The organism is Phytomonospora sp. NPDC050363, from assembly GCF_040655735.1.
Classification (GTDB): Bacteria; Actinomycetota; Actinomycetes; order Mycobacteriales; family Micromonosporaceae; genus Phytomonospora.
In genome coordinates, this window is record NZ_JBFAKK010000002.1 from 710,993 (window position 1) to 735,699 (window position 24,707).

The 24,707-nt window shown below is 71.7% G+C and carries 29 protein-coding genes and 1 riboswitch; of the genes, 21 read left to right on the top strand and 8 right to left on the bottom strand.

What is annotated here, in order from left to right; all coding sequences use genetic code 11:
• Positions 1-115: 115 nt before the first annotated feature.
• On the top strand, positions 116-376 hold the full coding sequence (locus tag AB0I28_RS07820; RefSeq protein ID WP_357490705.1) for an SHOCT domain-containing protein: 261 nt from the start codon (positions 116-118) through the stop codon (positions 374-376).
• Between the two features lie 27 nt (positions 377-403).
• Here AB0I28_RS07820 and AB0I28_RS07825 read toward each other — a convergent pair whose 3' ends face one another.
• Together AB0I28_RS07825 and AB0I28_RS07830 are read right to left on the bottom strand one after the other, a co-directional pair.
• Entirely contained in the window at positions 404-1,051 is a 648-nt protein-coding gene (locus AB0I28_RS07825; RefSeq protein ID WP_357490707.1) for a hypothetical protein, read from the bottom strand.
• An 87-nt stretch (positions 1,052-1,138) separates the two neighbouring features.
• The gene (locus AB0I28_RS07830) at positions 1,139-1,672 is read right to left on the bottom strand and encodes a hypothetical protein (protein WP_357490709.1); all 534 of its coding nucleotides are present in this window, start codon (positions 1,670-1,672) and stop codon (positions 1,139-1,141) included.
• Positions 1,673-1,719: 47 nt separating this feature from the next.
• On the opposite strand from AB0I28_RS07830, the gene AB0I28_RS07835 reads away from it, so the two are divergent.
• From AB0I28_RS07835 to AB0I28_RS07845, 3 genes are read left to right on the top strand one after another with little or no spacing between them, the layout of a single operon-like run.
• Positions 1,720-2,268: an Imm21 family immunity protein gene (locus AB0I28_RS07835; protein ID WP_357490711.1), complete on the top strand. Its 549-nt coding sequence runs from the start codon at positions 1,720-1,722 to the stop codon at positions 2,266-2,268.
• Positions 2,269-2,325: 57 nt separating this feature from the next.
• Positions 2,326-3,987 carry an ATP-binding cassette domain-containing protein gene (locus tag AB0I28_RS07840; protein WP_357490712.1) on the top strand — a complete coding sequence of 554 codons (1,662 nt, stop codon included), beginning with the start codon at positions 2,326-2,328 and terminating at the stop codon, positions 3,985-3,987.
• Positions 3,988-3,994: 7 nt separating this feature from the next.
• The gene (locus AB0I28_RS07845; protein WP_357490714.1) at positions 3,995-4,627 is read left to right on the top strand and encodes a hypothetical protein; all 633 of its coding nucleotides are present in this window, start codon (positions 3,995-3,997) and stop codon (positions 4,625-4,627) included.
• Here the strand turns inward: AB0I28_RS07845 and AB0I28_RS07850 are convergent.
• Positions 4,617-4,937: a hypothetical protein gene (locus AB0I28_RS07850; protein ID WP_357490715.1), complete on the bottom strand. Its 321-nt coding sequence runs from the start codon at positions 4,935-4,937 to the stop codon at positions 4,617-4,619. The genes AB0I28_RS07845 and AB0I28_RS07850 overlap by 11 nt on opposite strands.
• 84 nt (positions 4,938-5,021) lie before the next feature.
• Positions 5,022-5,132: riboswitch (TPP riboswitch) on the top strand.
• Between the two features lie 21 nt (positions 5,133-5,153).
• On the opposite strand from AB0I28_RS07850, the gene thiE reads away from it, so the two are divergent.
• The 5 genes from thiE to AB0I28_RS07875 are packed head-to-tail and all read left to right on the top strand — an operon-like array spanning position 5,154 to position 8,378.
• The gene (gene thiE, locus AB0I28_RS07855; RefSeq protein WP_357490870.1) at positions 5,154-5,777 is read left to right on the top strand and encodes a thiamine phosphate synthase; all 624 of its coding nucleotides are present in this window, start codon (positions 5,154-5,156) and stop codon (positions 5,775-5,777) included.
• Positions 5,774-6,835: a glycine oxidase ThiO gene (gene thiO / locus AB0I28_RS07860; protein WP_357490717.1), complete on the top strand. Its 1,062-nt coding sequence runs from the start codon at positions 5,774-5,776 to the stop codon at positions 6,833-6,835. The genes thiE and thiO overlap by 4 nt, the downstream gene beginning before the upstream one ends.
• The gene (gene thiS / locus AB0I28_RS07865) at positions 6,810-7,007 is read left to right on the top strand and encodes a sulfur carrier protein ThiS (RefSeq protein WP_357490718.1); all 198 of its coding nucleotides are present in this window, start codon (positions 6,810-6,812) and stop codon (positions 7,005-7,007) included. Before thiO ends, thiS begins: the two co-directional genes overlap by 26 nt.
• 1 nt (position 7,008) lies before the next feature.
• A complete protein-coding gene (locus AB0I28_RS07870) occupies positions 7,009-7,779 on the top strand; it encodes a thiazole synthase (protein ID WP_357490720.1) in 771 nt (256 codons plus the stop codon).
• Complete coding sequence (locus tag AB0I28_RS07875) at positions 7,776-8,378, top strand: thiamine phosphate synthase (RefSeq protein WP_357490722.1); 603 nt, start codon at positions 7,776-7,778, stop codon at positions 8,376-8,378. The genes AB0I28_RS07870 and AB0I28_RS07875 overlap by 4 nt, the downstream gene beginning before the upstream one ends.
• Here the strand turns inward: AB0I28_RS07875 and AB0I28_RS07880 are convergent.
• Positions 8,320-8,961 carry a hypothetical protein gene (locus AB0I28_RS07880; RefSeq protein WP_357490724.1) on the bottom strand — a complete coding sequence of 214 codons (642 nt, stop codon included), beginning with the start codon at positions 8,959-8,961 and terminating at the stop codon, positions 8,320-8,322. The two genes, AB0I28_RS07875 and AB0I28_RS07880, sit on opposite strands and share 59 nt — an antisense overlap.
• Positions 8,962-9,074: 113 nt before the next feature.
• On the opposite strand from AB0I28_RS07880, the gene thiD reads away from it, so the two are divergent.
• A complete protein-coding gene (gene thiD / locus AB0I28_RS07885) occupies positions 9,075-9,839 on the top strand; it encodes a bifunctional hydroxymethylpyrimidine kinase/phosphomethylpyrimidine kinase (RefSeq protein ID WP_357490726.1) in 765 nt (254 codons plus the stop codon).
• Between the two features lie 57 nt (positions 9,840-9,896).
• A complete protein-coding gene (thiC, locus tag AB0I28_RS07890) occupies positions 9,897-11,483 on the top strand; it encodes a phosphomethylpyrimidine synthase ThiC (protein WP_357490728.1) in 1,587 nt (528 codons plus the stop codon).
• Between the two features lie 100 nt (positions 11,484-11,583).
• Here the strand turns inward: thiC and AB0I28_RS07895 are convergent, their stop codons facing one another.
• Together AB0I28_RS07895 and AB0I28_RS07900 are read right to left on the bottom strand one after the other, a co-directional pair.
• A complete protein-coding gene (locus AB0I28_RS07895) occupies positions 11,584-11,763 on the bottom strand; it encodes a DUF397 domain-containing protein (protein ID WP_357490730.1) in 180 nt (59 codons plus the stop codon).
• Positions 11,702-12,574, bottom strand: coding sequence for a helix-turn-helix transcriptional regulator (locus tag AB0I28_RS07900; protein ID WP_357490732.1), 873 nt, complete (start codon positions 12,572-12,574; stop codon positions 11,702-11,704). The genes AB0I28_RS07895 and AB0I28_RS07900 overlap by 62 nt, the downstream gene beginning before the upstream one ends.
• Before the next feature lie 807 nt (positions 12,575-13,381).
• On the opposite strand from AB0I28_RS07900, the gene AB0I28_RS07905 reads away from it, so the two are divergent.
• From AB0I28_RS07905 to AB0I28_RS07930, 6 genes are all read left to right on the top strand, one after another.
• Positions 13,382-14,323 (top strand): hypothetical protein, encoded by a 942-nt coding sequence (locus tag AB0I28_RS07905; protein WP_357490734.1) that lies wholly within the window; start codon positions 13,382-13,384, stop codon positions 14,321-14,323.
• A gap of 279 nt (positions 14,324-14,602) precedes the next feature.
• Entirely contained in the window at positions 14,603-15,046 is a 444-nt protein-coding gene (gene rplM / locus AB0I28_RS07910; RefSeq protein WP_357490736.1) for a 50S ribosomal protein L13, read from the top strand.
• A gap of 28 nt (positions 15,047-15,074) precedes the next feature.
• Positions 15,075-15,593 carry a 30S ribosomal protein S9 gene (gene rpsI, locus AB0I28_RS07915; protein WP_357490738.1) on the top strand — a complete coding sequence of 173 codons (519 nt, stop codon included), beginning with the start codon at positions 15,075-15,077 and terminating at the stop codon, positions 15,591-15,593.
• Between the two features lie 105 nt (positions 15,594-15,698).
• Positions 15,699-17,033 (top strand): phosphoglucosamine mutase, encoded by a 1,335-nt coding sequence (gene glmM / locus AB0I28_RS07920; protein ID WP_357490740.1) that lies wholly within the window; start codon positions 15,699-15,701, stop codon positions 17,031-17,033.
• A 36-nt stretch (positions 17,034-17,069) separates the two neighbouring features.
• Positions 17,070-17,867 (top strand): hypothetical protein, encoded by a 798-nt coding sequence (locus tag AB0I28_RS07925; protein WP_357490742.1) that lies wholly within the window; start codon positions 17,070-17,072, stop codon positions 17,865-17,867.
• A 339-nt stretch (positions 17,868-18,206) separates the two neighbouring features.
• Positions 18,207-19,751, top strand: a complete 1,545-nt coding sequence (locus AB0I28_RS07930) for a TROVE domain-containing protein (protein ID WP_357490744.1) — start codon at positions 18,207-18,209, stop codon at positions 19,749-19,751.
• A 90-nt stretch (positions 19,752-19,841) separates the two neighbouring features.
• On the opposite strand, the gene AB0I28_RS07935 is transcribed toward AB0I28_RS07930, so the two are convergent.
• Positions 19,842-20,453: an ABATE domain-containing protein gene (locus AB0I28_RS07935; RefSeq protein WP_357490746.1), complete on the bottom strand. Its 612-nt coding sequence runs from the start codon at positions 20,451-20,453 to the stop codon at positions 19,842-19,844.
• An 87-nt stretch (positions 20,454-20,540) separates the two neighbouring features.
• Between AB0I28_RS07935 and AB0I28_RS07940 the strand changes: the two genes are divergently transcribed.
• The 3 genes from AB0I28_RS07940 to AB0I28_RS07950 all read left to right on the top strand — a co-directional run bounded on the left by AB0I28_RS07940 (position 20,541) and on the right by AB0I28_RS07950 (position 23,097).
• Complete coding sequence (locus AB0I28_RS07940; RefSeq protein WP_357490748.1) at positions 20,541-21,074, top strand: hypothetical protein; 534 nt, start codon at positions 20,541-20,543, stop codon at positions 21,072-21,074.
• A gap of 146 nt (positions 21,075-21,220) precedes the next feature.
• Complete coding sequence (locus tag AB0I28_RS07945; RefSeq protein WP_357490750.1) at positions 21,221-22,153, top strand: GNAT family N-acetyltransferase; 933 nt, start codon at positions 21,221-21,223, stop codon at positions 22,151-22,153.
• Positions 22,154-22,164: 11 nt separating this feature from the next.
• On the top strand, positions 22,165-23,097 hold the full coding sequence (locus AB0I28_RS07950; RefSeq protein WP_357490752.1) for a GNAT family N-acetyltransferase: 933 nt from the start codon (positions 22,165-22,167) through the stop codon (positions 23,095-23,097).
• On the opposite strand, the gene AB0I28_RS07955 is transcribed toward AB0I28_RS07950, so the two are convergent.
• Positions 23,094-24,179, bottom strand: coding sequence for a hypothetical protein (locus tag AB0I28_RS07955; protein WP_357490754.1), 1,086 nt, complete (start codon positions 24,177-24,179; stop codon positions 23,094-23,096). The genes AB0I28_RS07950 and AB0I28_RS07955 overlap by 4 nt on opposite strands.
• A gap of 307 nt (positions 24,180-24,486) precedes the next feature.
• On the opposite strand from AB0I28_RS07955, the gene AB0I28_RS07960 reads away from it, so the two are divergent.
• Positions 24,487-24,666, top strand: a complete 180-nt coding sequence (locus tag AB0I28_RS07960; protein ID WP_357490756.1) for a hypothetical protein — start codon at positions 24,487-24,489, stop codon at positions 24,664-24,666.
• Positions 24,667-24,707 lie beyond the last annotated feature (41 nt).

A 24,707-nucleotide genomic window follows, 5' to 3' on the forward strand; every position in this document is an offset into this window, starting at 1 on the left:
AACCCCCTACGCCGCACGCGGTAGGCGCGAAGCCGCCCGCCGTACGACGCGCGGAAGGCCGTTTCGGCAGAGCCTTGAGTGACAGGCGAGGCAACGAACCGAAACGGAGCCCATCATGATCACCGAGACGATTCTCGCGAGCGGACTGCACGACGGCTACGGCTGGCACCACGGGGGAGGCGGACCCTGGTTCCTGCTGTTCCCGCTGTTCTGGATCGCCGTGATCGTCACCCTCGGCGTCATCTTCGGCCGGCGCCGCCGCGCGCACTGGGGCGGACGCCAGTCGGCCGAGGCCACCCTGCGCGACCGCTACGCGAAGGGCGAGATCGCCGACGAGGAGTACCAGGCCAGGCTGCGGACACTGCGGGAGAAGTAGTGATCGCGGGTCGCCCGGTGGAGGCCCTCAGTCCTTCACCGGGTAGCCCATCCGCGCGGCCTCGGCCGAGGCCTTCTCCCAGTCGCCGCCGAGGTCGTCGACGTCGGCACGCGTCATCGGCTCGCCCGCGAAGGCCCACGCCACGTTGCGCGGATCCACTTTCCGGCCGAAGTAGCCGCCCGCCCAGTCCGCGTAGGCGCGCGGTGCGTCGGTGGCCGTCGCCAGCCCGAACAGCCACCCGGCCCCGTCGTCCTCGTCGCCGAAGGTGACGGGCCCGCACGCCCAGCCACCGTCGGCGGTCCACCACGCCACGGCCGTGGCGTCGAAGAAGTCCTCGAACAGCAACTCCTCGTCGGCCGGGTACGTCGCCAGCGCCGCCGGGAGCCCGTCGAGCAGCCCCGGCCAGTGCTCGTGGTCGTCGTCGCGCCACGGCGACACCTCGGACTCGTGGTCGAAGCCGAAGAGCAGCACCCCCGCCGGATCGAAGACGACACCGTAGGAGTCGCCGCCGCCGTTGTCCATCGACGCCATCGCGACGCCGGGCCGCCACCGCGGCCAGTACAGGTGCCGCGGGTAGGTCGGGTTGAAGGCGGCGTCGAGGACGGCCATCGCCCGCAGACGCGAGCGCAGGGCCTCGGGCTCGGGGAGGTGAGGGAGTACGTCGTGGATGCTCACGCGGACATGGAACACGATGGGGACCGGGGGGCTTCGGTCACCCGTGCGCCGGCACCGAAGGCGGGGCTGCGCCCGATCCCATTCCTTTCAGGCGGTTTCGTTCGCCGCCGACCAAGAGATCGAGTATCCGATGTCCCGCGCGTCGCCCACCACGTCCCGCCACGCCCGCTCGGGGTTGAGCGCCGCCACACGCTGCGGGGTGGGGGGCTCGCCGGTGAAGGCCCAGGCGACCTCCTCGGGCCGGGTCGGGCGTTCGAAGTACTCCTGGGCGATGTGCTCGGCGTAGACGGCGGCCGGGTCGGGGGCGATGAGGTCGGCGAGCAGTTCGGCGCCGTCGAGCAGCCCTGGCCAGTGCGCGCGTGGGGACGTGCGCCAGGGGCTGACCGGCGACTCGTGGTCGAAGGCGTAGAGGAACACCCCGGGGGTGTCGAACACGACGCGGTAGAGGTCGCCGGAGCCGTTGTCCATGCTCGCCATGGCGTGACCGCCGCGCGGGCCCTCCTCGTGGAAGTGCAGGCGGAAGTCCTCGGTGAAGATCGCGTCGAGCATCGCCATCGCCCGGCCCCGTGCGCGCAGGACGCCGGGCTCGGGGAGGTGGGGGAGAACGTCGTGGATGTTCACGGCGACATGGAACACGATGGGTGCGACGGGGGCGGCACACTGTCGGCGTGACCGAACCGATGCCGTCGCCGATCTGGGTGGATTCGCTCGGCGGGCCGCTCATCGTGCTCCCCGCGACGCTGTTGCCGGACTGGCGGGGCAGCGCGGCCGAGGACGAGCCGGCGGACGCCGACGACGACTACGAACGCGCCTGCGCCGTCGACGAGTACGCGGCGGCCATCCCCGTCGGTGACGGGGAGGGCCTGGTGCTCGGCGACGAACCCGCGATGACCTGCTACCTGCCCGAGCACCGCGCGTTCCTGCGCTGGATCGCCGCCGACTCCGAGACGGACCTGTTCGCCCGGGCCGCCGAGGTCCTGGCCGACCCCACCGCCACCTGGCAGGACTGCGGGATGTGGGCCACCGACGGCCCCGCCGTCCTCATGGACTCCGTCTACGCCGGCCCCGAGCTCGCTACCCGCGACACCTTCGGCGATCTGCCCGCTCAGGCAACGGTCCCCGTCCCCTCGGGCCGCTGGTCGGTGCGGGTGGCAACCGACGACCGCGCACCCCACACCTGGCTCGTGCTCGTGCGCCTCGACCCGGCCGTGCCCTGATCCGCCTCGCCCCCAAAACCCCTGGCCACCGGGCCCGCGACCCGTCACACTCCCAGCGTGGGATACATCGACGTCGCGGCCGTCAGCCGCACCCTCCCGGACGGCCGCGTGCTCTTCTCCGAGGTCTCCTTCCGTGTCGGCGAGGGCGCCAAGGTCGCGTTGATCGGCGCCAACGGGACGGGCAAGACGACTCTCGTGCGCATGATCGCCGGTGACATCGCCCCCGACGACGGCGCCATCACCCGCGGTGGCGGGCTGGGCGTCATGCGGCAGCTCCTGGTCCACGACGACCGGCTGCTGTCGGACCTCGCCCTGTCGCTGGCCCCGCCGCGGCTGCGCGAGCTGGGTGAGCGCCTGGCCCGTACCGAGGCGGCGGTGTCGGCGGCCGAGAAGCGCGGCAAGTACAGCGCGGCGGCCGAGAAGGCCCAGGTCGCCTACGCCGACGCGCTGACGGCGTGGGGCGACGCGGGCGGCTACGACTTCGAGGTCCTGTGCGACACCGTCTCCATCCTCATTCTCGGCAAGCCGTGGGACGAGACGCGCGAACGGGTCGTGCGGACCCTGTCGGGCGGCGAGCAGAAGCGCTTCGCCCTCGAACTCCTCCTGCGCGGCCCCGAGGAGGTCCTCCTCCTCGACGAGCCGGACAACTTCCTCGACGTGCCGGCCAAGCGCTGGCTGGAGGAGCGCATCAACGAGTCGGAGAAGACGATCCTCTACGTCTCCCACGACCGGGAGCTGCTGGCCAACACCGCGCAGCGCATCGTCACCCTGGAGTCGGGCGACGTGTGGGTGCACGGCGGGGGTTTCGCGACCTGGCACGAGGCCCGCGTGGCGCGGCACGAGCGCTTCGAGGAGCTGCGCCGCCGCTGGGACGAGGAGCACCAGAAGCTCAAGGACCTGGTGGTCATGTACCGCCAGAAGGCCGCCTACAACTCCGACATGGCCTCGCGGCTGCGCGCCGCCGAGACGCGCCTGGCGAAGTTCGTGGCGATCGGCCCGCCGCCGACGCCCCCGCGCGACCAGGACATCAAGATGTCCCTCAGCGGTGGCCGGACCGGCAAGCGCGCGGTCATGTGCGAGCAGCTGGAGTTGGAGAACCTGACCTTCCCCTTCGACCTGGAGGTCTGGTACGGCGACCGCGTCGCGGTCCTCGGCGCCAACGGGACGGGCAAGTCGCACTTCCTGCGGCTGCTCGCGCGCGGCGGCAGCGAGGGCGGCGGGCCGGTCGACGGCAGGCGGCTGGAACCGGTGCTGCACAACGGATCGGCGCGACTGGGCGCCCGGGTCATGCCGGGCCACTTCTCCCAGACGCACGACCGGCCGGAGCTGATGGGCAAGACGCTGCGGGAGATCCTGTGGAGGGGCGACGAGCACCGGCGGAGCCTTGAGCGCTCCTCGGCGATGAACAAGCTGTCGCGCTACGAGCTGGCGCCCTCGTCGGAGCAGGTGTGGGAGAGCCTCAGCGGTGGGCAGCAGGCGCGTTTCCTGGTGCTGCTGCTGGAGTTGTCGGGCGCGACGCTGCTCCTGCTCGACGAGCCGACCGACAACCTCGACCTCGCCTCGGCCGAGGCCCTTGAGGAAGGGCTGTCCGGTTTCGAGGGGACGGTCATCGCGGTGACCCACGACCGGTGGTTCACGCGCGGCTTCGATCGCTTCGTCCTCTTTGGAGCCGACGGCGAGGTCACGGAGACCGACGAGCCGGTGTGGGACGTGCGATAGTGGCCCCGTGCCCTTAATCCGCAGCCTTCGCGCGGCGGCCGCTGTGGCGGTCGTCGCGCTGGTCGCGACCGCCTGCGGCGGTGCCCGCGACCTCAGTGAGGAAAAGCCGACGGCCCTGCAGAACGAGTGGTGGAGCTGGGTGATGTCGGCGCCCGTGCACCGCCATCCGGTCACCGACACCACCGGCGAGTTCTGCGCCGAGGCGCAGCCCGACGACCTGTGGTTTCTCGCCGGGACCTTCGGCGAGACCGGCGGGACGGTCACGCGGACCTGCCAGATCCCCGCCGGCCGGCCGATCGTCGTTCCGGCGGTGAACATCCTGGTCCCGTCGGGCGCCGTCTTCGAGGAGGGCCCGGTGGCGGTGCTGGGCTGCGTCGAGGTCCAGGGGCAGCTCAGCGGCTCGGTCGCCCTCGACGGCGAGGAGCTCGTGCTCGACCAGATCGACGGCGCTCAGATCAACGTCGGCAGCGGCGTGATGGGCAACCCGCTCACCCGCGACCTGTCGGGGATCGACGGCGCCGGATGCGGTCTGTGGGCGCGGATCGAGCCGTTGTCGCCGGGCGAGCACACCTTGGCGATCCGGGGCGAGGCGCCCGGTTTCAGCACGGCCGTCGACTACGTCCTGACCGTCACGGAGTGACGGTGCGGCCGGTCGCGGCCGCCACGCGGGTGAAGAACTCGCGGTAGCCGGGCTCGGAGCCCTCGGGGATGAGGTAGCTGCTGCCGGCGCGCGCGAGTTTCTCCGGAAGGCTGCGGTAGAGCGCGCTCCCGGCCTGCCCGTCGCGGGTGAAGTTGATGCGGATCTGGCCGCGTTTGGGTTCGCCGACGGTGACGGCGAGCCACTGAACGGGAATGCGCGTGCTGTCGAAGGAGCGGCGGCTGAAGAGTTCGAAAATGCCGTCGGAGAAGCGCAGCAGGTGTTCGTCGACGAGCGCTTCGATGGTCTCCATCGCACGACGGTAGCGGGACCGCGCCGATCTCGCGAGTGACGCAGCTCCCCTTGCTTGTTGCTTTCCGGTGTCGTACGGTGGCCGCAAGTAACCCACGGGAGTCCGGTGCACCGGGCTGAGAGTGGGGCTTCGTAGCCCCAGACCGTCGAACCTGATCCGGATCATGCCGGCGCAGGGAGGAGCCTTGCCGTGGCCTACCCACACGCGTTTCCGCGACTGCACGTCATCACCGACACCGCCCCAGGGGTGGACACGATCGCCGTGGTCCGCGCCGCCCTGTCGGCGGGGGCGCCGCTGATCCAGGTCCGCGCCGCCGAGGACGCGACCGACCGCGCCGCCTACGATCTCGCCCTCCACGTCGCCGACCTGTGCGCCCGCTACGGCGCGACCTGCCTGGTCAACGACCTGCTGCACGTCGCCCTCGCGGTCGGTGCGCACGGCGCCCATGTCGGAGCCGACGACCTGCCGGTCGACGCGGCCCGCCGCGTCCTGAGCCCGGGCGCGATCCTCGGCGGCACCTGCCGCGACGCCGACGCCGCCCGGGCCGCCCAGCGCGCCGGCGCGACCTACCTCGGCGTCGGCCCGGTCCACCAGAGCTCCACAAAGGACGGCCTGCCCGACCCGCTCGGCGCGGCCGGCATCCGCGCGGTGGCCGCCGCCGTGGACATCCCGGTCGTCGCCATCGGCGGCATCACACCCGAACGCGTCCCCGCCCTGATCACCGCCGGCGCCCACGGCGTCGCCGTCATCGGCGCTATCAGCCGGACCGCCGACCCCCAGCGCGCCACCCGCTCGTTCCTGAACACGCTGTCCGCCAACCCCGCCGGAGTCGCCCGATGACCGACGTCGGCATCGTCGGCGCGGGCACCATCGGACTCACGATCGCCTGGCGCTGCGCGCAAAGAGGAATGTCCGTCGAGGTCCACGACGCCTCGCCGGGCTCGGGAGCATCCACTGTGGCCGCCGGAATGCTCGCCCCGGTCAGCGAGGCGCACTTCGGCGAGGAGCCACTGCTCGCCCTGTCCCTGGAGTCCCGGAGCCGGTGGCCGGACTTCGCGGCCGAACTCGGCGTCGACCTCGGCTACCGCGAGTCCGGCACGCTCCTCGTCGGCCTCGACGCCGGCGACCGCGCCGAACTCGACCGGCAGCACGCCTTCCACCACCGGCTCGGCCTGAGCGCCGAACGGCTCACGCCCACCGCGGCCCGCCGCCTCGAACCCCTGCTGTCGCCCAGGATCAGCGGCGCCGTCCACACCCCCGGCGACCACCAGGTCGACCCGCGACGCCTGTACGCAGCCCTCCTCGACGCCGCCGTCGCGGCGGGTGCCCGGCTCGTCCCGCGTCACGTCGAAGATCCAGCCACAGTGGACGCCGAGCGCGTGGTCATCGCCGCCGGGACGCACTCCGGCCCGCTCCTCGGCGCCGCCGTGCGGCCCGTGCAGGGCCAGATCCTGCGCCTGCGCGGGCCCGCCGAACTCGGCCTCGTCATCCGCGCCACCGTCGCCGGCCAGTCCGTCTACGTGCTTCCCCGCGCCGACGGGGAGGTCGTCGTCGGCGCCACCAGCGCCGAACGCGGCTTCGACCTCACCCCGCGCGCCGGCGACACCTACGAACTCCTCCGCGACGCCATCGCCGTCCTCCCCGAACTCGCCGAGTACGAACTGCGCGAGTACACCGTCGGCCTGCGCCCCGGAACCCTCGACAACGCACCGCTGCTGGGCCCGACGAGCGATCCGCGCGTCATCGCCGCCACCGGCCACTACCGCAACGGCATCCTGCTCGCCCCCGTCACCGGTGAACTCATCGCCGAACTGCTCGCCACCGGACGGACCCCGGAGGCGCTGATCCCCTTCGACCCCAGGAGGTTTCCCAGTGAACGTCACAGTCAACGGCGGTGACCGCGAGGTCGCGGCCGGCTCCACCGTCGCCGACGTCGTGCGCCAGACCTCATCGGCGGCAAGGGGAATCGCCGTCGCCCTCAACGGCGAGGTCGTGCCTCGAGCCGACTGGTCGCGCCGGCTGAGCGAGGCCGACCGCGTCGAGATCCTCGTCGCCAGCCAGGGAGGCTGACATGGCCGACGCCTTCACCGTCGACGGCGTGACCCTGCCGTCGCGCCTGATCCTCGGGACCGGCGGGGCGCCGAGTCACGCCGCCGCCGAGGCCGCGATCCGGGCCAGTGGAACGGGTCTGGTCACCGTCGCGCTGCGCCGGGTCGACCCGACCGCCACCGGCTCGATCCTCGACGTCGTGGACCGCTGCGGGGTACGGCTGCTGCCGAACACCGCGGGCTGTTTCACCGCCGCGCAGGCGATCCGCACCGCCCACCTCGCCCGCGAGGCCTTCGGCACCGACTGGGTGAAGCTGGAGGTCATCGGCGACGAGCGCACGCTCCTGCCCGACGCGGTCGAACTGCTCGCGGCCGCCGAGAAGCTGGTCGCCGACGGGTTCACCGTGTGGCCCTACACCAACGACGACCCGATCCTCGCTCGGCGCCTCGCCGACGCCGGCTGCGCGGTCGTCATGCCGCTGGGTTCGCCGATCGGCACCGGCCTGGGCATTCGCAACCCGCACAACATCGCGCTGATCACCGAGGCGGCGACGGTTCCGGTCGTCCTCGACGCCGGTATCGGCACGGCCTCCGATGCCGCGCTGGCGATGGAGCTGGGCTGCTCGGCGGTGCTGGCCGCCTCGGCGATCACCCGCGCCGCCGACCCCGCCGTGATGGCCGAGGCCATGCGACACGCCGTCCACGCCGGGCGCCTGGCGTACCTGGCGGGCCGTATCCCGCGCCGCCACCACGCCGAGGCGTCGACGGCCTTCGAAGGGATGGGGGAGCTGTGAGGCCGCCGCCGAGGCTGCTCGTCGTCACCGACGCCACGCAGGCCGTCCATCCACTGTGGGAGGTCCTGGACGCCGCGATCGCCGCCGGCGCCCGCGCGATCGTCCTGCGCGAACACGCGATGGCGCCGAAACGCCGAGCCGAACTCGCCGGGCGGTTGCACCAGCGACTGTCCGAAGTGGGCGGAACTCTGCTGCTCGGAGTGTCCGGCGAGGCCCCCGAGGGCGTCCCCGCGCACGGGTGGCACCTCGCCGCCCGCGCCCGGCCCCTCGACGCCTCCGGCGTGCTCGTCGGCCGCTCCTGCCACAGCCCCGGCGAACTGGCCGCCGCCGAAGCCGAGGGCGCCGCCTACGCCACGGTCTCGCCGGTCTACGTCTCCGACTCCAAACCCGGCTACGGCCCCGCGCTCGGCCCCGTCGGCCTGTCCGTCCTTTGTGGCCGTACGGCGGTGCCGGTGTACGCGCTGTGCGGCATCACCGGACCCGAGCGGGTGCGGGAATGCCGCGAGGCGGGCGCCCACGGGGTCGCGGTCATGGGTTCGGTCATGCGCGCGGAAGATCCGGGCGCGCTCGTCGCGGAGCTGCTCGATGCGCTCGGTTGAGGCGGCGGCGGGCGTAGTGGACGGTGAGCACGGCCAGCGCCGGTCCCCAGGCGTACAAGGGCGCGTAGGCGCCGATGGCGAGCAGGCCGTCCCAGGTGTCGGTCCGCAGCGGGAAGTCGGCCGGAAGAGGGTCGCCCTGAACGGTCGTGCCGCGCCCTACGGCGACAGCGCCGACCGTCCACACGACGGTGAGGATCGCGGCTCCCGCCGACGCCACGATGATCACGAGCGCCGGCGGCACTCGGCGTCCGGCCAGACCCGGTGTCCAGCGGGGAAAGACCTCGCCCCAGCGCGCGACCAGGCCCACGGCGCTGAACGCCAGCAGCTCGGACAACACCGACAGCAGGACGACGTAGAGCTCGATCGGGAGCCACGCGGGCACCTCGCCCGAGCCCTTCCCGGCGCCGCCGCCGACGTTGAAGGTCACCGTCACGATCCGCCAGATCCCCGAGGGCAGCACGAGCAGCGGTACCAGGTGCGCGGTCACGGCGGCCCAACGCGGGACGCCCGCCACCGGCGCGTTGGCGGCCCTCCAAGCGGTGCGGAGTCTTCCGGCCGTCGGCCGGTCTGTCGTGGTCTGCATGGGCCCTCCCGAGTTCGCACCGGACCCGTTCACGCTCCCTCGCGGCTCGCGCCGCCGCCGTCACCCGCCGGAGTACTCCACATCCCCTCCACGGGGGAGAAAGGGACCTCGACATGACCACACCACCGGTTGTGCTGACCATCGCCGGCTCCGACTCCGGTGGCGGGGCGGGGATCCAGGCGGATCTGAAGACCTTCGCCGCCCACGGCGTCTTCGGCGCCAGCGTCATCACCGCGCTCACGGCGCAGAACACCGTCGGCGTCAAGGGAGTGCACGCCGTGCCCGCCGACTTCGTCGCCGCGCAGCTCGACGCGGTGCTCTGCGACCTGGACGTGCGCGCGGTCAAGACCGGCATGCTCGGTGACCCGGCGATCCTGGCCGTCGTCGCCGACTTCGCCCGCGCCGGCCGCCTGCCGAACCTCGTGGTCGACCCGGTCGTCGTGGCGACCAGCGGGGATCTCCTCTACGACGGCGATCCGGCCGACTACCTGCGCCTGCTCACCCCCTACGCGGTCCTGCTGACGCCGAACATCCCCGAGTCGCGGGTCCTCGGCGCCGAGGACGCCACGGCGCTGGCCCTGGCGGCGGGCACCACCGTCGTCCTCAAAGGCGGCCACGCCGAGGGCGAGCGCTCCGTCGACACCGTCAGCGACGGGCGGCGTGTGTGGTACCTCGACGCCGAACGCGTCGACACGCGCAACTCCCACGGCACCGGCTGCACCTTCTCGGCGGCCGTCGCCGCCGGGCTCGCCGGGGGCCTCGGGCTCGAAACGGCGCTGCGCGAGGCGAAGTCGTACATCACCGGCGCCCTGGCGTCGGGCGCCCGGTGGCGTCTGGGCCGCGGAAGCGGCCCCGTCGACCACTTCTGGCGCCCCTGATCCTCCGCCCGGCCGCACGGCCGCGCGGGCCCGCATCGACCACTTTGGAGTGTCCACATGCGACAGAAGGTCTACGTCGAGGGCTCCCGTCCCGACATTCGCGTCCCCTTCGCCGAGGTTCACGTGTCCGGTGGTGACGACCCCGTGCGCCTCTACGACACCTCCGGGCCCGGCTCGGTGCCCGAGGAGGGCCTGCCGAGGCTCCGGCAGGCGTGGATCGACGAGCGCGGCCCCGGGGAGCGCGTCACGCAGCTCCACTACGCCCGCAACGGCATCGTCACGCCGGAGATGGAGTTCGCCGCGATCCGCGAGGGCCTCGACCCGCAGATCGTGCGCGAGGAGATCGCCGCGGGCCGGGCGATCCTGCCCAGCAACGTCAACCATCCCGAGTCGGAGCCGATGCTGATCGGTGAGCGCTTCCTGGTGAAGATCAACGCCAACATCGGCACCTCGGCGGTGTCGGACTCGATCGCCGACGAGGTCGAGAAGCTGGAGTGGGCCACCAAGTGGGGCGCCGACACGGTCATGGACCTCTCGACGGGCAAGCACATCCACGCCACCCGCGAGCACATCATCCGCAACTCGCCGGTCCCGATCGGCACCGTGCCGCTGTACCAGGCGCTGGAGAAGGTCAACGGCGATCCGGTGAAGCTGGCCTGGGAGGTCTTCCGGGACACCGTGATCGAGCAGGCCGAGCAGGGCGTCGACTACATGACCGTGCACGCCGGGGTGCTGCTGCGGCATGTCCCGCTGGCGGCCGACCGCGTCACCGGGATCGTCTCGCGCGGCGGGTCGATCATGGCCGCCTGGTGCCTGGCGCACCACACCGAGAGCTTCCTGTACACGCACTTCGAGGAGCTGTGCGAGATCTTCGCGCGCTACGACATCGCCTTCTCGCTGGGTGACGGGCTGCGGCCGGGGAGCATCGCCGACGCCAACGACGAGGCCCAGTTCGCCGAGCTGCGCACTCTGGGGGAGCTGACGCAGATCGCGTGGCGGTACGACGTGCAGGTGATGATCGAGGGGCCCGGGCACGTCCCGATGCACAAGATCAAGGAGAACGTGGACCTGCAGAAGGAGATCTGCGCCGAGGCGCCGTTCTACACGCTGGGGCCGCTCACGACCGATATCGCGCCCGCCTACGACCACATCACCTCGGCGATCGGCGCGGCGATGATCGGCATGTTCGGTACGGCGATGCTGTGTTACGTCACGCCGAAGGAGCACCTGGGGCTGCCCAACCGCGACGACGTGAAGGCCGGCGTGATCGCCTACAAGATCGCCGCCCACGCCGCCGACCTCGCCAAGGGCCACCCCACCGCGCAGGCCTGGGACGACGCGCTGTCGAAGGCCAGGTTCGAGTTCCGCTGGGAGGACCAGTTCAACCTCTCGCTGGACCCCGACACCGCCCGCGAATACCACGACGAGACGCTGCCGGCCGAGCCGGCGAAGACGGCGCACTTCTGCTCGATGTGCGGGCCGAAGTTCTGCTCGATGGCGATCAGTCAGAACATCAAGTCGGAGTTCGGCTCCAAGATGGAGGAGATGCGCCTGACGAGCGAGGACGTGGAGGCGGGGATGAAGGCGAAGTCGGAGGAGTTCACGGCGGCGGGCGGGCGCGTGTACCTGCCGGTGGTGGACTGAGGCGCGGGGCGGGGATGGGGACGGCGACGGCGACGGGGGGACGGCGACGCCCCCGGCCTGCGGCCTGAAGGGCGGCGGGTCGGGGGCGGGTTGTCGGAGGTTATTTGGTGACGGCGGCCAGGAACCCGCGCCACTGGGCGGCGTCCACGCTCAAGATGGGGGACGTGTCGCCTAGCTTGCTGTCTCGGACGTGGAACTGTCCGACGTGGGTGCGCGCCTCAACGCACGCCCCGCCGTTGTTCCCGCTGCGGCTCGACTTGCGCCACGGGGAAGGCTTCATGGTGGAACTCCTCAAGTGCGGTCGCCATGTCTCGGGTCGCCTCGAACGTATCGCGGTGGTGATCGAACTCAGCAGGTGAGTCGTCATATTTCGCGCCGTTGGCGGCCTCCGAGTAGACCACGGACGGGTCCAGGTCGTCGGGGAATTCCATGAGCATGAACGGCCGCCCGATGGTGGGATGAGCGCCTACCGCATCGGGGATGACGTACAGGCTGACGTGCGGCCGGCCGGCCGCGTCTATCAGTGCCTGTCGCTGTTCAGCGTGGACATGAGGTCCCCCGATGGCGCGCCGTACGGCTCCTTCGCTCATGACGACTTCCAACCGGGGTGGAGGCGTTCGGGCCCAGAACTCGCGCTGCCGCAGGAGCCGAGAGGCGACCAGCGTGTTCTTCGCGTCGGTGCCCAGCCGTTGGTTGACCGCGTACAGGGCCCGCATGTACGCCTCTGTCTGGAGCAGACCGGTCACGAATTCGACTTCGTAGACGTAGATCGCCGACGCGATCTGTTCCAGCTCGACGAAAAGCTGGAACCACTTCGGTACCTGGAATTCCTCCCACCATCCGGCTTCAAGGGTCGCCTTGGCCATCCGGATCAGTTCCCGCTCCAAATCCTTGTCCGCACGATAGAGCTGGGCGAGTGCCATCACCTCCGGCCACGACACGGACGAGTTCTGCCCGGCCTCAAGCCGGTACAGCTTCGACGGGGACATGATCTGTGCGTACTCGACGTCGGCGGCTCGTTTTCCCGACTGCTCCCGCAGGTTTCGCAGTCGTCGGCCCAGCTGCCTACGCGTCAGGTTCGGTCCGGCCATCGGCTCAGAATGCCGTACCCGGGACGGCTTTCGGGGCAGGTGACACCTCTCGGCGCCGCCCCATCCTGGGGCTTCAGGATGGGGCGGCGTGTCTCGCGAGATGACGGCTAGGCCAACGGTCGCACCGCCCGTAGCGTCCTGCGTGTACCGGCGCCGTCACGCAAGTGGAGGACAGCGCGTGGGTGGGCTCGCGCGCCAGGATGGTCCTCGGCGACCGGTACAGGGACGGTCCCCGTTCGTCGACCGCGCCTCCCCCGGCCATGTTCCGGGCGGGGACCGTCCCCCATGCACGACACGTCGAAGGTGGGGATCGTGGCGAATCCGAGGCAACCGACGGCATACGAGTGGGCCAGGCAACTACTGACGCATCGGGCGCGGCCGTGGGGAACCGAGTGCCGGTCGTGCGGGAGGGAATGGCCGTGTCCGGACTACGCGGCGGCCGACAACGCGCTGGAACGGATCGGGCGGTGACCGGCCCTCCGAGCGGCCACACGAGGACGCGGACGGAGCACGACGGGCCGCATGGCCCCGATGGGCACACCGGAGCGTGCTGTGCCCACTGCTCGCGGGTGGCGAGCATCGCCACGTCGCACGACACGGTGCCGTGGCCGTGTCCGGCGGTGCGGATGCTGCGTGGTCTCGCCGGTCAGAGCGGAAGCGGTTGACAGCGCCGATTGCGGGTGAACACCGCCGATGGCAATCCCTTGAGCGTCGCCACTCCGGAGGAGGCGGCGGTCGACAACGTCGCGACGAACCTCTACGCCCCACGCCTGCCGGCGAAGCTAGGGTGGCGCAGTGAATTCCACAGTGGACAATTGGTTGCCCCGGCTCGTCCGGCGTCTCGACTCCCTTGACATCGGTGACTGGACCCGCTCCGACGTCGACCGCGTGCTCGCCGAACTCGGCTGGAGCATCGACGTCGAAGACGCCGGGCTGCTGCGCACCGACCTTCCCGGCGGCCGAGCCGGTCTCGGTACCGACCTCGACGACGGCCCCGTCCTCAGCGTCCCCATCCCGGACGGCACGGACCTCCGGGCCGCCTGGAGCCTTGTCCAGGAAGTGCTCGGCCGCCCCACCCTGCGCGGCGGCCCCGGCCCCTGGCTGCGCTGGCGCTCGGAGGACACGACCATCCGCCTCGACGCCCGCTCGATCGACCTCCTGCCCACCGAGCGCTTCGAGATGACCGAACTGCGCACCTTCGCTCACGACCCCGACGCCTGCCCCTACCTGTGGTGCATATCCGACGGCGACCAGTTCCTCCCCGGCGACCGGCCCGTCGACGACTGGGACGAGCTCGCCCGGCGGCTTGGCACCACCGTCGCCGGTCTCATCTCCGACCTGCCAGCCCTGGGCGAACTCCCCGTGACCCTCTCGGTTCACGGACGGGTGAGTGAGCCTGACGAGGAGCCGGCGACCTGCTACTTCAAGTTCGGCGAGCGGGGCCTGCGCCTGGAGGTGCCCGCCGACCCCTGGCCCGAGCGCGTCGAGGCGCTGACCGCCCTCGGCTGGACCCCGCCCAGCGGCGAGTGGATCACCGCGCTCACCGACGACACCTTCGACTGGGTCACCACACCCGAGGGATCGGCCTCCTTCGCCGCCGAGCCCGGAGCCGACGCCGAACTGGCCGCCCACTTGGCCGTCGGCGCGCTGAAGGACCTCGGCCTGACGCCCCAAGGGCTGTCCTACCGGGTCGGCCGCGAAGGCGAGAGTCTAAGCGCGCACCTGCCATCCGTCGGGATAGCCCGGTGACCGCCGTCACTTGCGCGAGCGGCCCTCGTCGCCCACCCCCGTGAGCCCCACCACCCCGCCTGCTGCCGCACCCCCGTCGGGGCCCGGATACACTTGCCCTGGATACGAGCGTGCCCGTGACCCCGGTTTCCGGCTGGGAACCCGAGCGGGGTAGACTCGCGGACTGTTGTGCGAGCGGCCGGGTGCCACCTGTAAGTGTGTGCACCCAGTTCAGGTACGCTCGGGCGATCGGCGCGGTCTCGCGCGCCCACACACCGACGATGAGAGCAAGGTAGACCTGTGCCTACGTACAGCCCGAAGCCGGGTGACATCACTCGCGAGTGGCATGTCATCGACGCGACCGACGTTGTGCTCGGCCGTCTCGCCACCCACGTTGCCACGCTTCTGCGCGGCAAGCACAAGCCGACGTTCGCGCCGCACATGGACACCGGTGACTTCGTGATCATCGTCAACGCCGGCAAGGTGGCGCTGACCGGTAACAAGCGTGACCAGAAGATCGCCTACCGGCACTCCGGCTACCCGGGTGGTCTGAAGAGGACCAAGTACTCCGAGCTGCTCGACAAGAAGCCCGAGCGTGCGGTGACGCTTGCCGTCAAGGGCATGCTCCCGCACAACAAGCTGGGCGCCCAGCAGCTCACCAAGCTGAAGGTGTACGCCGGTGCCGAGCACCCGCACGACGCCCAGCAGCCGCAGCCGTTCGAGATCAACCAGATCGCGCAGTAGGCGCGGCTAAGGAAGCGTGAAGAAACCCATGACGGAGACGACGACCGCCCCCGAGGCGACCGACGACATCACCCCCGAGGTCCCGGCCGTTCCGGCTGTGGCCGACGTACCTGCCGTGCCCGCCGCCGCCGAGGTGCCCGCGCCGTACGTGCCTCGCATGGACAAGCCGGTGCAGACCGTCGGCCGCCGTAAGAAGGCGATCGTCCGTGCCCGGCTCAAGCCCGGCACCGGCAAGTTCCTCCTCAACGGCCGCACGCTGGAGGAGTACTTCCCCAGCAAGGTCAGCCAGCAGATCGTCAAGGAGCCGCTGGTCACCATCGACCGCGTGGAGACCTTCGACATCTTCGCCAACCTGCACGGTGGCGGCATCACCGGTCAGGCCGGCGCGCTGCGTCTGGCCATCGCCCGGGCGCTCATCGAGATCGACCCCGACTCGCGCCCCGAGCTGAAGAAGGCCGGATTCCTCACGCGTGACGCGCGTGCCACCGAGCGCAAGAAGTACGGCCTCAAGAAGGCCCGCAAGGCGCCGCAGTTCTCGAAGCGGTAATCAGATCCTGGCGTTTCGAAGCCGCCGGGCACGCATGCGGCGTACCCGGCGGCTTCGGCGTGTATTTACCGACAGGTTTACCAAGGTTTCGGTGGGAGGACTGACATGGCGCGGTTGTTCGGCACGGACGGCGTACGCGGACTGGCCAACGAGAAGCTGAGCCCGCAACTGGCGACCTCGCTCGCCGAGGCCGCGGTCCACGTCCTCTGCGACGCCGGGACCGTCGAGGGACGCAAGCCCGTCGCGATCATCGGCCGCGACTCGCGCGCCAGCGGTGAGATGCTGGAGGCCGCGACGATCGCCGGCCTGCTCAGCGCCGGCGCCGACGTCCTGCGCGTCGGGATCCTCCCCAGCCCCGCCGTGGCGCACCTCGTCGACGAGATCGGCGCCGACCTGGGCGTCATGCTCTCGGCCAGCCACAACCCCATGCCCGACAACGGCATCAAATTCTTCGCCGCCGGCGGCCACAAGCTCTCCGACGAGGTCGAGGACGAGCTCGAAGCCGAGCTCGCCACCGAGTGGCCGCGTCCCGTCGGGGGCGCCATCGGCCGCGTCCGCGACCTGGAGGACGGCACCGAGCGCTACATCCGGCACCTCGTCGGGACCATCGCCGTCGACCTGGCCGGCCTGCGCGTGGTCGTCGACTGCGCCAACGGCGCCGCGACCGAGGTCGCGCCCGAGGCCCTGCGCCGCCTGGGCGCCGAGGTCACCGCGATCCACGCCGCGCCCGACGGCCTCAACATCAACGAGAACTGCGGCTCCACTCACATGGAGTCGCTGCGCGAGACCGTCATGGCCCTCGGCGCCGACCTCGGCTTCGCCCTCGACGGTGACGCCGACCGCTGCCTCGCCGTGGCCGCCGACGGCTCCGAGGTCGACGGCGACGCCATCATGGCCATCCTCGCGCTGCACCTGCGCAAGTCCGGCGGCCTCGCCGACGACACCCTCGTCGCCACCGTCATGAGCAACCTCGGCCTGCATCACGCGATGCGCGACGCCGGCATCAACCTGGTCACCACCGCCGTCGGCGACCGCTACGTGCTCGAAGCGCTGCGCGCCAAGAAGCTCTCCCTCGGCGGCGAGCAGAGCGGCCACGTCGTCATGCCCGCCTACGCCACCACCGGCGACGGCACCCTGACGGCCCTGCACCTGGCGGCCTCGGTCATCGAGTCCGGCCAGCCCATCGGCGAACTCGCCGCCGTCGTCCGCCGCCTCCCGCAGGTCCTGCTCAACGTCCCCGTCGCCGACAAGGCGATCGTGGACTCGCAGGCCGTGCTGAGCGTCCTCGACGAGCAGAACGGCGTCCTCGGCGACGGCGGCCGCATTCTCCTGCGCCCCTCGGGCACCGAGCCGCTCGTGCGCGTCATGGTCGAGGCCGACACCGCCGAACGCGCGCACGCCATCGCCGACACCGTCGCCGCGGTCGTTCGCGGCGCGTAGGGGCTCCAACACGCTGCGCGGGCTATCGTCGTCGGTATGTCCACGCGCAGCCGGGCCCGCGCGCTCGCCAGGCTCCACGGTTTAGGCGCGGTCGGCCGCGTCCACCGCGAGCACCTGCGGGTCTGGACACCCTGGGCCCGCTACACGGCCGTCCTGGCCGGTGCGGCGGTTCTCGGCTGCGCGCTGCGCGATCCCGGTCTCGCGGTGGCGATCATGGCGGCGACCACCGTCCTCGTCTACGGCCACGCGCACTTCTCGGAGATCGCCGAACCGGTCGGGCGGCGCCGCGTCGCGGTCTGCGCCGGGGGCCTGCTCGTGCTCTCGGAGTTCGCCGACCCCGTCGTGCTGCGCTGGACCGGCGTCGACCTGACCCTCACCGTCCCGCGACGGCGTGGACATCGCGCCGACGCCGGGGTCTGCTGGACCGAGACCGTGTATTACGAGGGTTACCAGGTCATGGGCCACGACATCGCGGGCCGTCCGGTCACCGTCCCCATAGGACCGTTCACCGACCGTCGGTCGCTCGTCGCGGCTATCGAGGCCGCGGCGGCCCCCGTCGTCCTCGCCCGGGCCAGGACCGCGCTCGCCGCGCGGGGGAGGGCCGAGTTCGGGCCGGTCGCGGTGACGCCGAGCGGGCTGGAACTGACCGTCGGGGAGGCGATGTTCGTGGCCCCGTGGTCGAAGTTCCACACCGGCGCCGCGCGTCTCACGCCGCTGCTCCCGCGGGCCGTGCACGACCACCCGCAGCTCGCGCAGACGCCGGTCAGCCGGGCGCTGCTGGCGCTGATCGCCGAGACCCGCCCGCCGCGCGTGTCCAATGGGGATGGTCGTTAATCCGTTGAGAGCCTTGCGGCCGCTCCGTATCTTTGACCTCACGCACCTCCCGGTGCGACGCCCCGGGGTTACTTCACATCCTTGAAACCCACCTCGGGCAATCCAGATCTCGGGAGGGCGTCCCATGCCAGGGTGTCCGGTGCGCAGGCGAAGGTTACTTCGACTATTAATCGGGTTGTCGCGGGTTCGAGTCCCGCCGGGACCACCACCACGGTCCCGTAGCTCAGCTGGTAGAGCGCCACGTTCCTTCACCGACTTCGAACTCGGACCCTTGGCATGGGCCACGCCGCCCTTTTTCGCCCACTTTGACGACGTCGCTGGAAGGCGGTGCACGAGACCATGGCCAAGTTCAACAAAACGCGGCAGAAGACGCCCGGCACCGGACCGATCCGCGGCCCCAAGACCGCCACCGGCCGCACCCACCAGGGCGGACCCGGCTTCGAGCGCGATCCCAAGGGCGAGCTGTTCCTGCTCGCCGTGTCGAACTTCTGCGGCGAGGCGAGCTTCTACCAGGCCGCCGACGCCCGCGACTCGCGCTACCTGTCGCTGGTCCGCCGAATCGCCGTGACCGACCCGCTCTGGCTGGAGCGCTTCCTGATCTGGCTGCGGACCGCGGCGAACATGCGCTCGGCCGCGCTGGTCGGCGCGCTGGAGGCCGCGTACTGGATGGTGCGCAACGGAATCCCGGGTTCGCGGCGGATCGTCGCCGGTGTCATGCGCCGGGCCGACGAGCCGGGCGAGGCCATCGCCTACTGGAACCCGCGCTACGGACGCGCGATGCCCAAGCCGGTCAAGCGCGGGATCGCCGACGCCGCCACGCGGCTCTACGACGAGTACGCGCTGCTCAAGTACGACTCCGGGCGGGCCTCCTTCCGCTTCGGTGACGTGCTCGACCTGACCCACCCGAAGTCCACTTCGGATGCTCAGGGCGCGCTGTTCAAGTACGCGCTCGACCGTCGCCACGGCCGCGAGAACGCTCCGCCGGCGTCCCTGCCGCTGCTGAGCGCTCGCGCCGGGCTCATGGCCCTTCCGCTCGCCGAGCGCCGGGCCGCGCTGCGCGATCCGGACCGCCTCAAGGCCGCCGGCATGACCTGGGAGGCCCTCGCGGGCTGGCTCCAGGGGCCGATGGACGCCGAGGCGTGGACGGCGGCGCTGCCGGGGATGGGGTACATGGCGAAGTCGCGCAACCTCCGCAACCTCGACGAGGCCGGCGTCGGTGACGACGTCGCCGCCCGGGTCGCCGCAGAGCTGGCCGACCCGCAGCGGGTGGCGCGCTCGAAGCAGCTGCCGATGCGCTTCCTGGCCGCCTATCGGGCGACCGGTTCGGTGCGGTGGGCGCAGGCGCTGGAGACGGCTCTGTCGCACAGCCTGGCCAACGTGCCCGTCCTCAAGGGACGGACGCTGGTGCTGGTGGACCGTTCGGCCTCGATGTTCTTCGCCAACTCGCGCAGCTCCGATCTCAGCTACGGCGACATCGCCGCGGTCTTCGGTTCGGCGCTGGCGCTGCGGGCCGAGAAGGCCGACCTGATCGAGTTCGGGTCGACCTCGCGCGGTGTCGGTTTCCGTCCCGGCGACTCGGTGCTGCGGCTGGTCGACCGCTTCGGCAACCTCGGCGGAACCGAGACGGCACAGGCAGTCCGGCGCTGGTTCGACCGCCACGACAGGGTCGTGATCGTCACCGACGAGCAGACCGACGGGCGTGACGGGGACCCGACGGCCGCGGTGCCCGAGGACGTCCCGGTCTACACCTGGAACCTCGCCGGGTACAAGTACGGGCACGGGCCCTCGGGCCGCAACCGGCACACCTTCGGCGGTCTCTCCGACGCCGCGTTCGCCATGGTCCCGCTGCTGGAGGCGGGATCGCGGGCGGACTGGCCGTTCTAGGACGGCCCCGCTGACCTTGTTCGATCGTGTAGGTGGACTGCACGAGGACCGCCCCGGCGCGCACACGCCGGGGCGGTCTTTGCGTTGGTGCTAACCCCGCCGCTGCCGCTCCTCGAAGGCGCGCACCTTCGCGCGGTTGCCGCAGGTGGCCATGCTGCACCAGCGCCGGCGGCCGCGCCGGTCGAGGAACAGCCAGCCGCACTCCTCGCCGGGGCAGGCGCGCACCAGCGCGCGCTCGGGGGAGCAGAGCAGTTCGGCGGCGGCGCGGGCGACGCGCAGTCTCGGCACGTCGAGCTCCACAGTGGACGGAATGCGCCAGAAGGCGACGCCGTCGGCGTCCGCGACGAGTTCGGCGCGGGCGGCGGCCTGTTCGGCCTCGCCGGCGACGATCGCGAAGGACGCGGTGTCGGCGGGTTCGAGGAGCACGGCGTAGAGCGCCGAACGCAGGCGCCGCACGGCGTCCAGCTCACGCGCGGCGGGGGCCCCGCGCCGTTCGGCGAGCGTGCGCAGCGGCTGGGAGTCCTCGACCGGCAGCAGTCCGGAGTGGACGGTCCACACGACGAGGCGGTCGTAGTCGGCGAGCCATTCCCCGCCGGGCAGGGCGGGGCCGCCCCAGCCCGCGTAGGTGTCGCAGAAGTCCAGCGCGGGGTGGCCGCCGATGGGCTTGGGCATCGGGTAGCCGAGCACTTCCGTCCAGTACACGTCGCCAGTATCCCTTGCCGGGCCGCCATCTAACCACTAGTTTGACCCTAACCGGTTGTAGCCTCGTGTCTGGTTAGTGGAGGAATCATGCGCGTCCGCACCGCCCTGCTCTGCCTCGCCCTCGCCGCCGGAACCGTCCTCGCCCCCTCGGCCGCCCAGGCCGGACCCTCCACGAGCGGTCTGCGCCCCGAGCCCTGGCGGCCGTGGATCCAGCCGGAGTGGACCGCTCCCGCCGGCCGCTACTGCGACTTCCCGCTCGGCCTCGAAGTGGTCAGCCAGGACGTCCGCTCCCGTGTCCTCCAGCGCCATCCCGACGGGAGCGTGAAACTGGAGGAGTACGCCGGACCGCTCATCTCGGAGTTCGTCAACCTCGACACCGGCGAGCGCCTGCTGTCCGACGCCTCCGGCAGCGGTGTCGCGGAGTTTCGCACCGACGGCTCGTACGTCGCCTTCGCGATGGCCGGACCGGTCGGGATGGGTTTCCGCGACGGTGACCGGGACCTGACGCGCGGGTACTACATGCTCGACGGCGTGCACGTTGTCGCCTTCGCCGCCGACGGGACCCGCTCGCTGCCGGTCGACCTGGGCGGCGAGGACAACGTCTGCGACGACCTCGCCTGAGGTGTGCTACGTTTACCGCCGCCGCGAGGGCGGCCATACGGGAAGGAGGAAGCCGATGTCGATCTTTACCATTCCGCGCTCCCACCTTCCCGTGTTCGAAGGCTGACCCCTCGCCTCCGGGAGCGCACTGAGCTCTTGGAGCCGCGATGTCAAGCGTCACCTTCCGCCGGATCGAAGCCGGCGAGTCCGAACTCTTCACCCGCTTCCCGCACGCGCCGCACCCCGAGGTCGGCCGCGAGGCGAAGCAGGACTACCTCACCTGCCTGTCCGAGGACCGCGCCCGCCCCGAGTGGACCTGGGTCGCCCTGCGTGACGGCGAGACCATCGCGCGGGCGGCGTTCTGGGGCCGTCCGGGTGCGGCGCATCCGAGCAGCCTCGACTGGTTCGAGCCCGGCGACGCGCCCGCCGAAGTGGCCGTCGAGCTGCTGAAACGGGCCTATGCCGAGACGACGAACGCCGACGGCGAGCGCCCCGAGTATTCGCTGATCGTCCCGCCGGACTGGCGCGAGCGGCCCGAGATCGCCGCCGAGGCGCACAAGCGCGTCGCGGCCGTCGAGGGCGCCGGCATGGTGGCCTTCGTCGAACGCTGGGGTTACACCTGGGAGACCGCCGACGGCCTGCCCGAGCGCGGCGACCGGCTGGAGTTCGCCCCCGCCGGCGACGCCGAGCTGCTCGCGGCGATCACCGCGAGCCTGGCGGGCACCTTCGACGCCCACGACCGCGAGGCCATCGAGACCGAGGGCGTCGAGGCCGCCGGGAAGGCCAGTTGGGCGTTCCTCACCTCGCTGTCGGGCCGGGAGCACTTCCGGCTCGCCCACGACCGCGACGGCGCGACCGTCGGGGCGATCTTCCCGACGAACGTGCCCTCCGGCCGGGCCAGCATCGGCTACATCGCCGTGCTGCCGGAGCATCGCGGAAAGGGTTTCGTCAACGAACTGCTGGCCGAGATGGTCCACTCCCACGTCGGCCGGGGAGCGGCGCTGATCACCGGAAACACCGACCAGGTCAACGTTCCGATGGCCAAGGCCTTCAACCGGGCCGGTTTCCGCACCACTTCCGCGCAGATCGACTTTCGGTGAGAGGGGACGGCGTGTACACCTACCGCGCGCTGTCCATAGAGGACACCGCACTCTTCGACACCTACCCGCACGAGGCCGCCGCCGAGGTCGGCTTCGAGCGCCGGGCCAAGCAGCGCGACTACCTCGACTCCGGCCACTACCGGCCGGAGTGGATGTGGGTGGCACTGCGCGACGGGGTCGCCGTCGCCCGCATGGCCTTCTGGAGCTTCCCCGGCGACGCCGAACCCAAGTGCGTCGACTGGTTCGAGCTCGGCGAAGGTCCCGAGCGCGTTCTGGTCGGCGCCGAACTGATGCGCCGCGCCTACGCGACCGTCCACAAGGGAGACGGACCGCGCCCGTCGTACATCCTGCCGACGCCGCCCGGCTGGCGGGAGCGGGAAGGCGTGGCCGAGGAGGTCGCCGACCGGATCGCCGCCGCCGAGGCGGCCGGGCTGTCGGTGTTCGTCGAGCGCTACGGCTTCCGCTGGTCGGCCGAGACGGGGCTGCCGCCGCGAACGATCCGGCTGACCTTCGCCCCGGCCGACGACGAGGCCTTCGTGTCGGCGGTCCGTGACAGCTTCACCGGAACCCTCGACGCGTACACCTCCGAGAGCACCGCGCGGATCGGCGCGCAGGCCACCGCCGAGGAGGAGGTCGGCGACCTGGCCGGCTACCCCGACGGGCGCGACTGGTGGCGGCTGGCCTTCGACGCCGACGGAGAGACGGTCGGCGCGATCTTCCCCGCGCGCAACGTGGCCAGCCCGGTCATCGGCTACATCGCGGTGCTGCCGGCTCATCGCGGCAAGGGCTACGTCGACGACCTGCTCGCCGAGATGACGCACATCCTCGCCGAGAACGGCGCCGAGACGATCTCGGCCAACACCGACCTGGCGAACGTTCCGATGAAGGCCGCCTTCGACCGTGCCGGTTTCGCCACCGACAGCGGCCGGATCGACCTGCGCTAGGTCTCCGAACGCTTCCCGGCGTCGGTCACGTTGATGCGCGTCGAACCCGGCGGGCTCTGCTTGTCGCGCAGGATCGCCGAGATGAAGGGCTCGTAACGGGAGAGGTGGCCGCCGCGCCCGTAGGACAGGGCGAGGCGCAGTTCGATGTCGTACTGCGTGACCCGCCCGGCTCCGACGGCCACCTCCAGCTCGACCGGCGCACCGGCCGGCTCGTGCCCGTCCATCGCGGGCGGCGCGAGCCGGACCCGGTGGACGCCCGGGAGAAGCGGATAGAGCCACGGGCCGTGCGAGACCACCGTCGGGACACCGTCGACGGTCAGCGCGGGCGGCGGCGTCCACGTTTCGTGCGCGTCGAAGCGGATGCTGCCGTCCTGCGTGGAGCTCTGGTCGGTCTCCACGTGCAGGAGAAGGGCGCCGTGCCCCGGCGGCAGCTGCGGAATCGGCGGGTGGCGAAGCGCCGGAAGCAGCGTCCCGGAGGCCAGCTCGGTGGTGCTCAGCGGCAGCGGGCCGCCGGACTGGGCGCGCACGATCGAGCGGCCGCGCCACCGGACCGGCAGAGACACCAGCCAGGTGCCCAGCACCGTCCACGCCAGCCAGGACAGCAGGGCGAGCAGCCAGCCCTCGCGCGGCAGGACGCTGAACAGGGTGGCCAGGGCGAAGACCTGCACCCCCAGGATCACCGCGAGCAGTCGCGGACCCGTCAGGCCCGTGCCCCGCACCTGCCCCGTCGGCCCCAGGACACCGCTGCCGCCCAGCCGCGACTCGACGAAGTCGAGCTGCTCGATGCACCCCGCGGCGACCTCGACGGTCCGCGCGCACTCCCCGGCCCCCTGGATCTGCGCGGTGACGAGATGGCGCCCCGGTGGCAGCGCGATGAGCGCCTGCCCCCACCCCGCGACGACCGGCGCGTTGTCGACGCCGATGACGGGCGGCCCGCTGCGCGGGTGCCCGACCGTCCGGATCCACAGACCCGCGCCCCCGGCGGGCAGATGGACGGTCTGCGCCGCGACACCGACCCGCACGCCGAAAGGCGAGTCCCGGTGCCCGACAAGAGGGAAGCCGCTGTCCTCCCAGGCGGTCATGTGCGGTCACCCATCGCGGCTCCCCGTTGCTCTGCGTGTGCCGATCACGCTAGCGGGCCGACGCCAGCGGTGGCGGTCGCTGGCACGGAGGGGGAACGGGGTGTGGACGTGTGGCGCGCAGGGGTGGCCGGTTGGGGGGTGCGGGAGCGGCGACCGACCTGAAAGCCCGCGCACGCCGACCCGCCCCGGCACCCCGCCCGGCCATCCCGCCAGCGACAATCAACCCGGGACAATCGACCCGGCACCACCCGAACGCCGCCGACCGCAAGCCCCCGCCCCACCTCCCCCCAAGCCCGGAAGGCGCGCCATGGACAACCCAGCCCTCACCTCCGCCGCCGCGCTCGCCGGCGTCGTCCTGATGGTCGCCGCGATCGCCTGGTTCGTCTCCCCGGCCGCCCGTTCGCGCCTGCGCAGAGGCCGCACGGCCGTCCTCGTCGGTTTCCTGGTCCTCCTGGCGCTCGTATGGGTGTTCAAAGACCGCGGCTGAGCTAGCGTTTCCCTAGACGCGCCGCACGAACGATCGGGGTG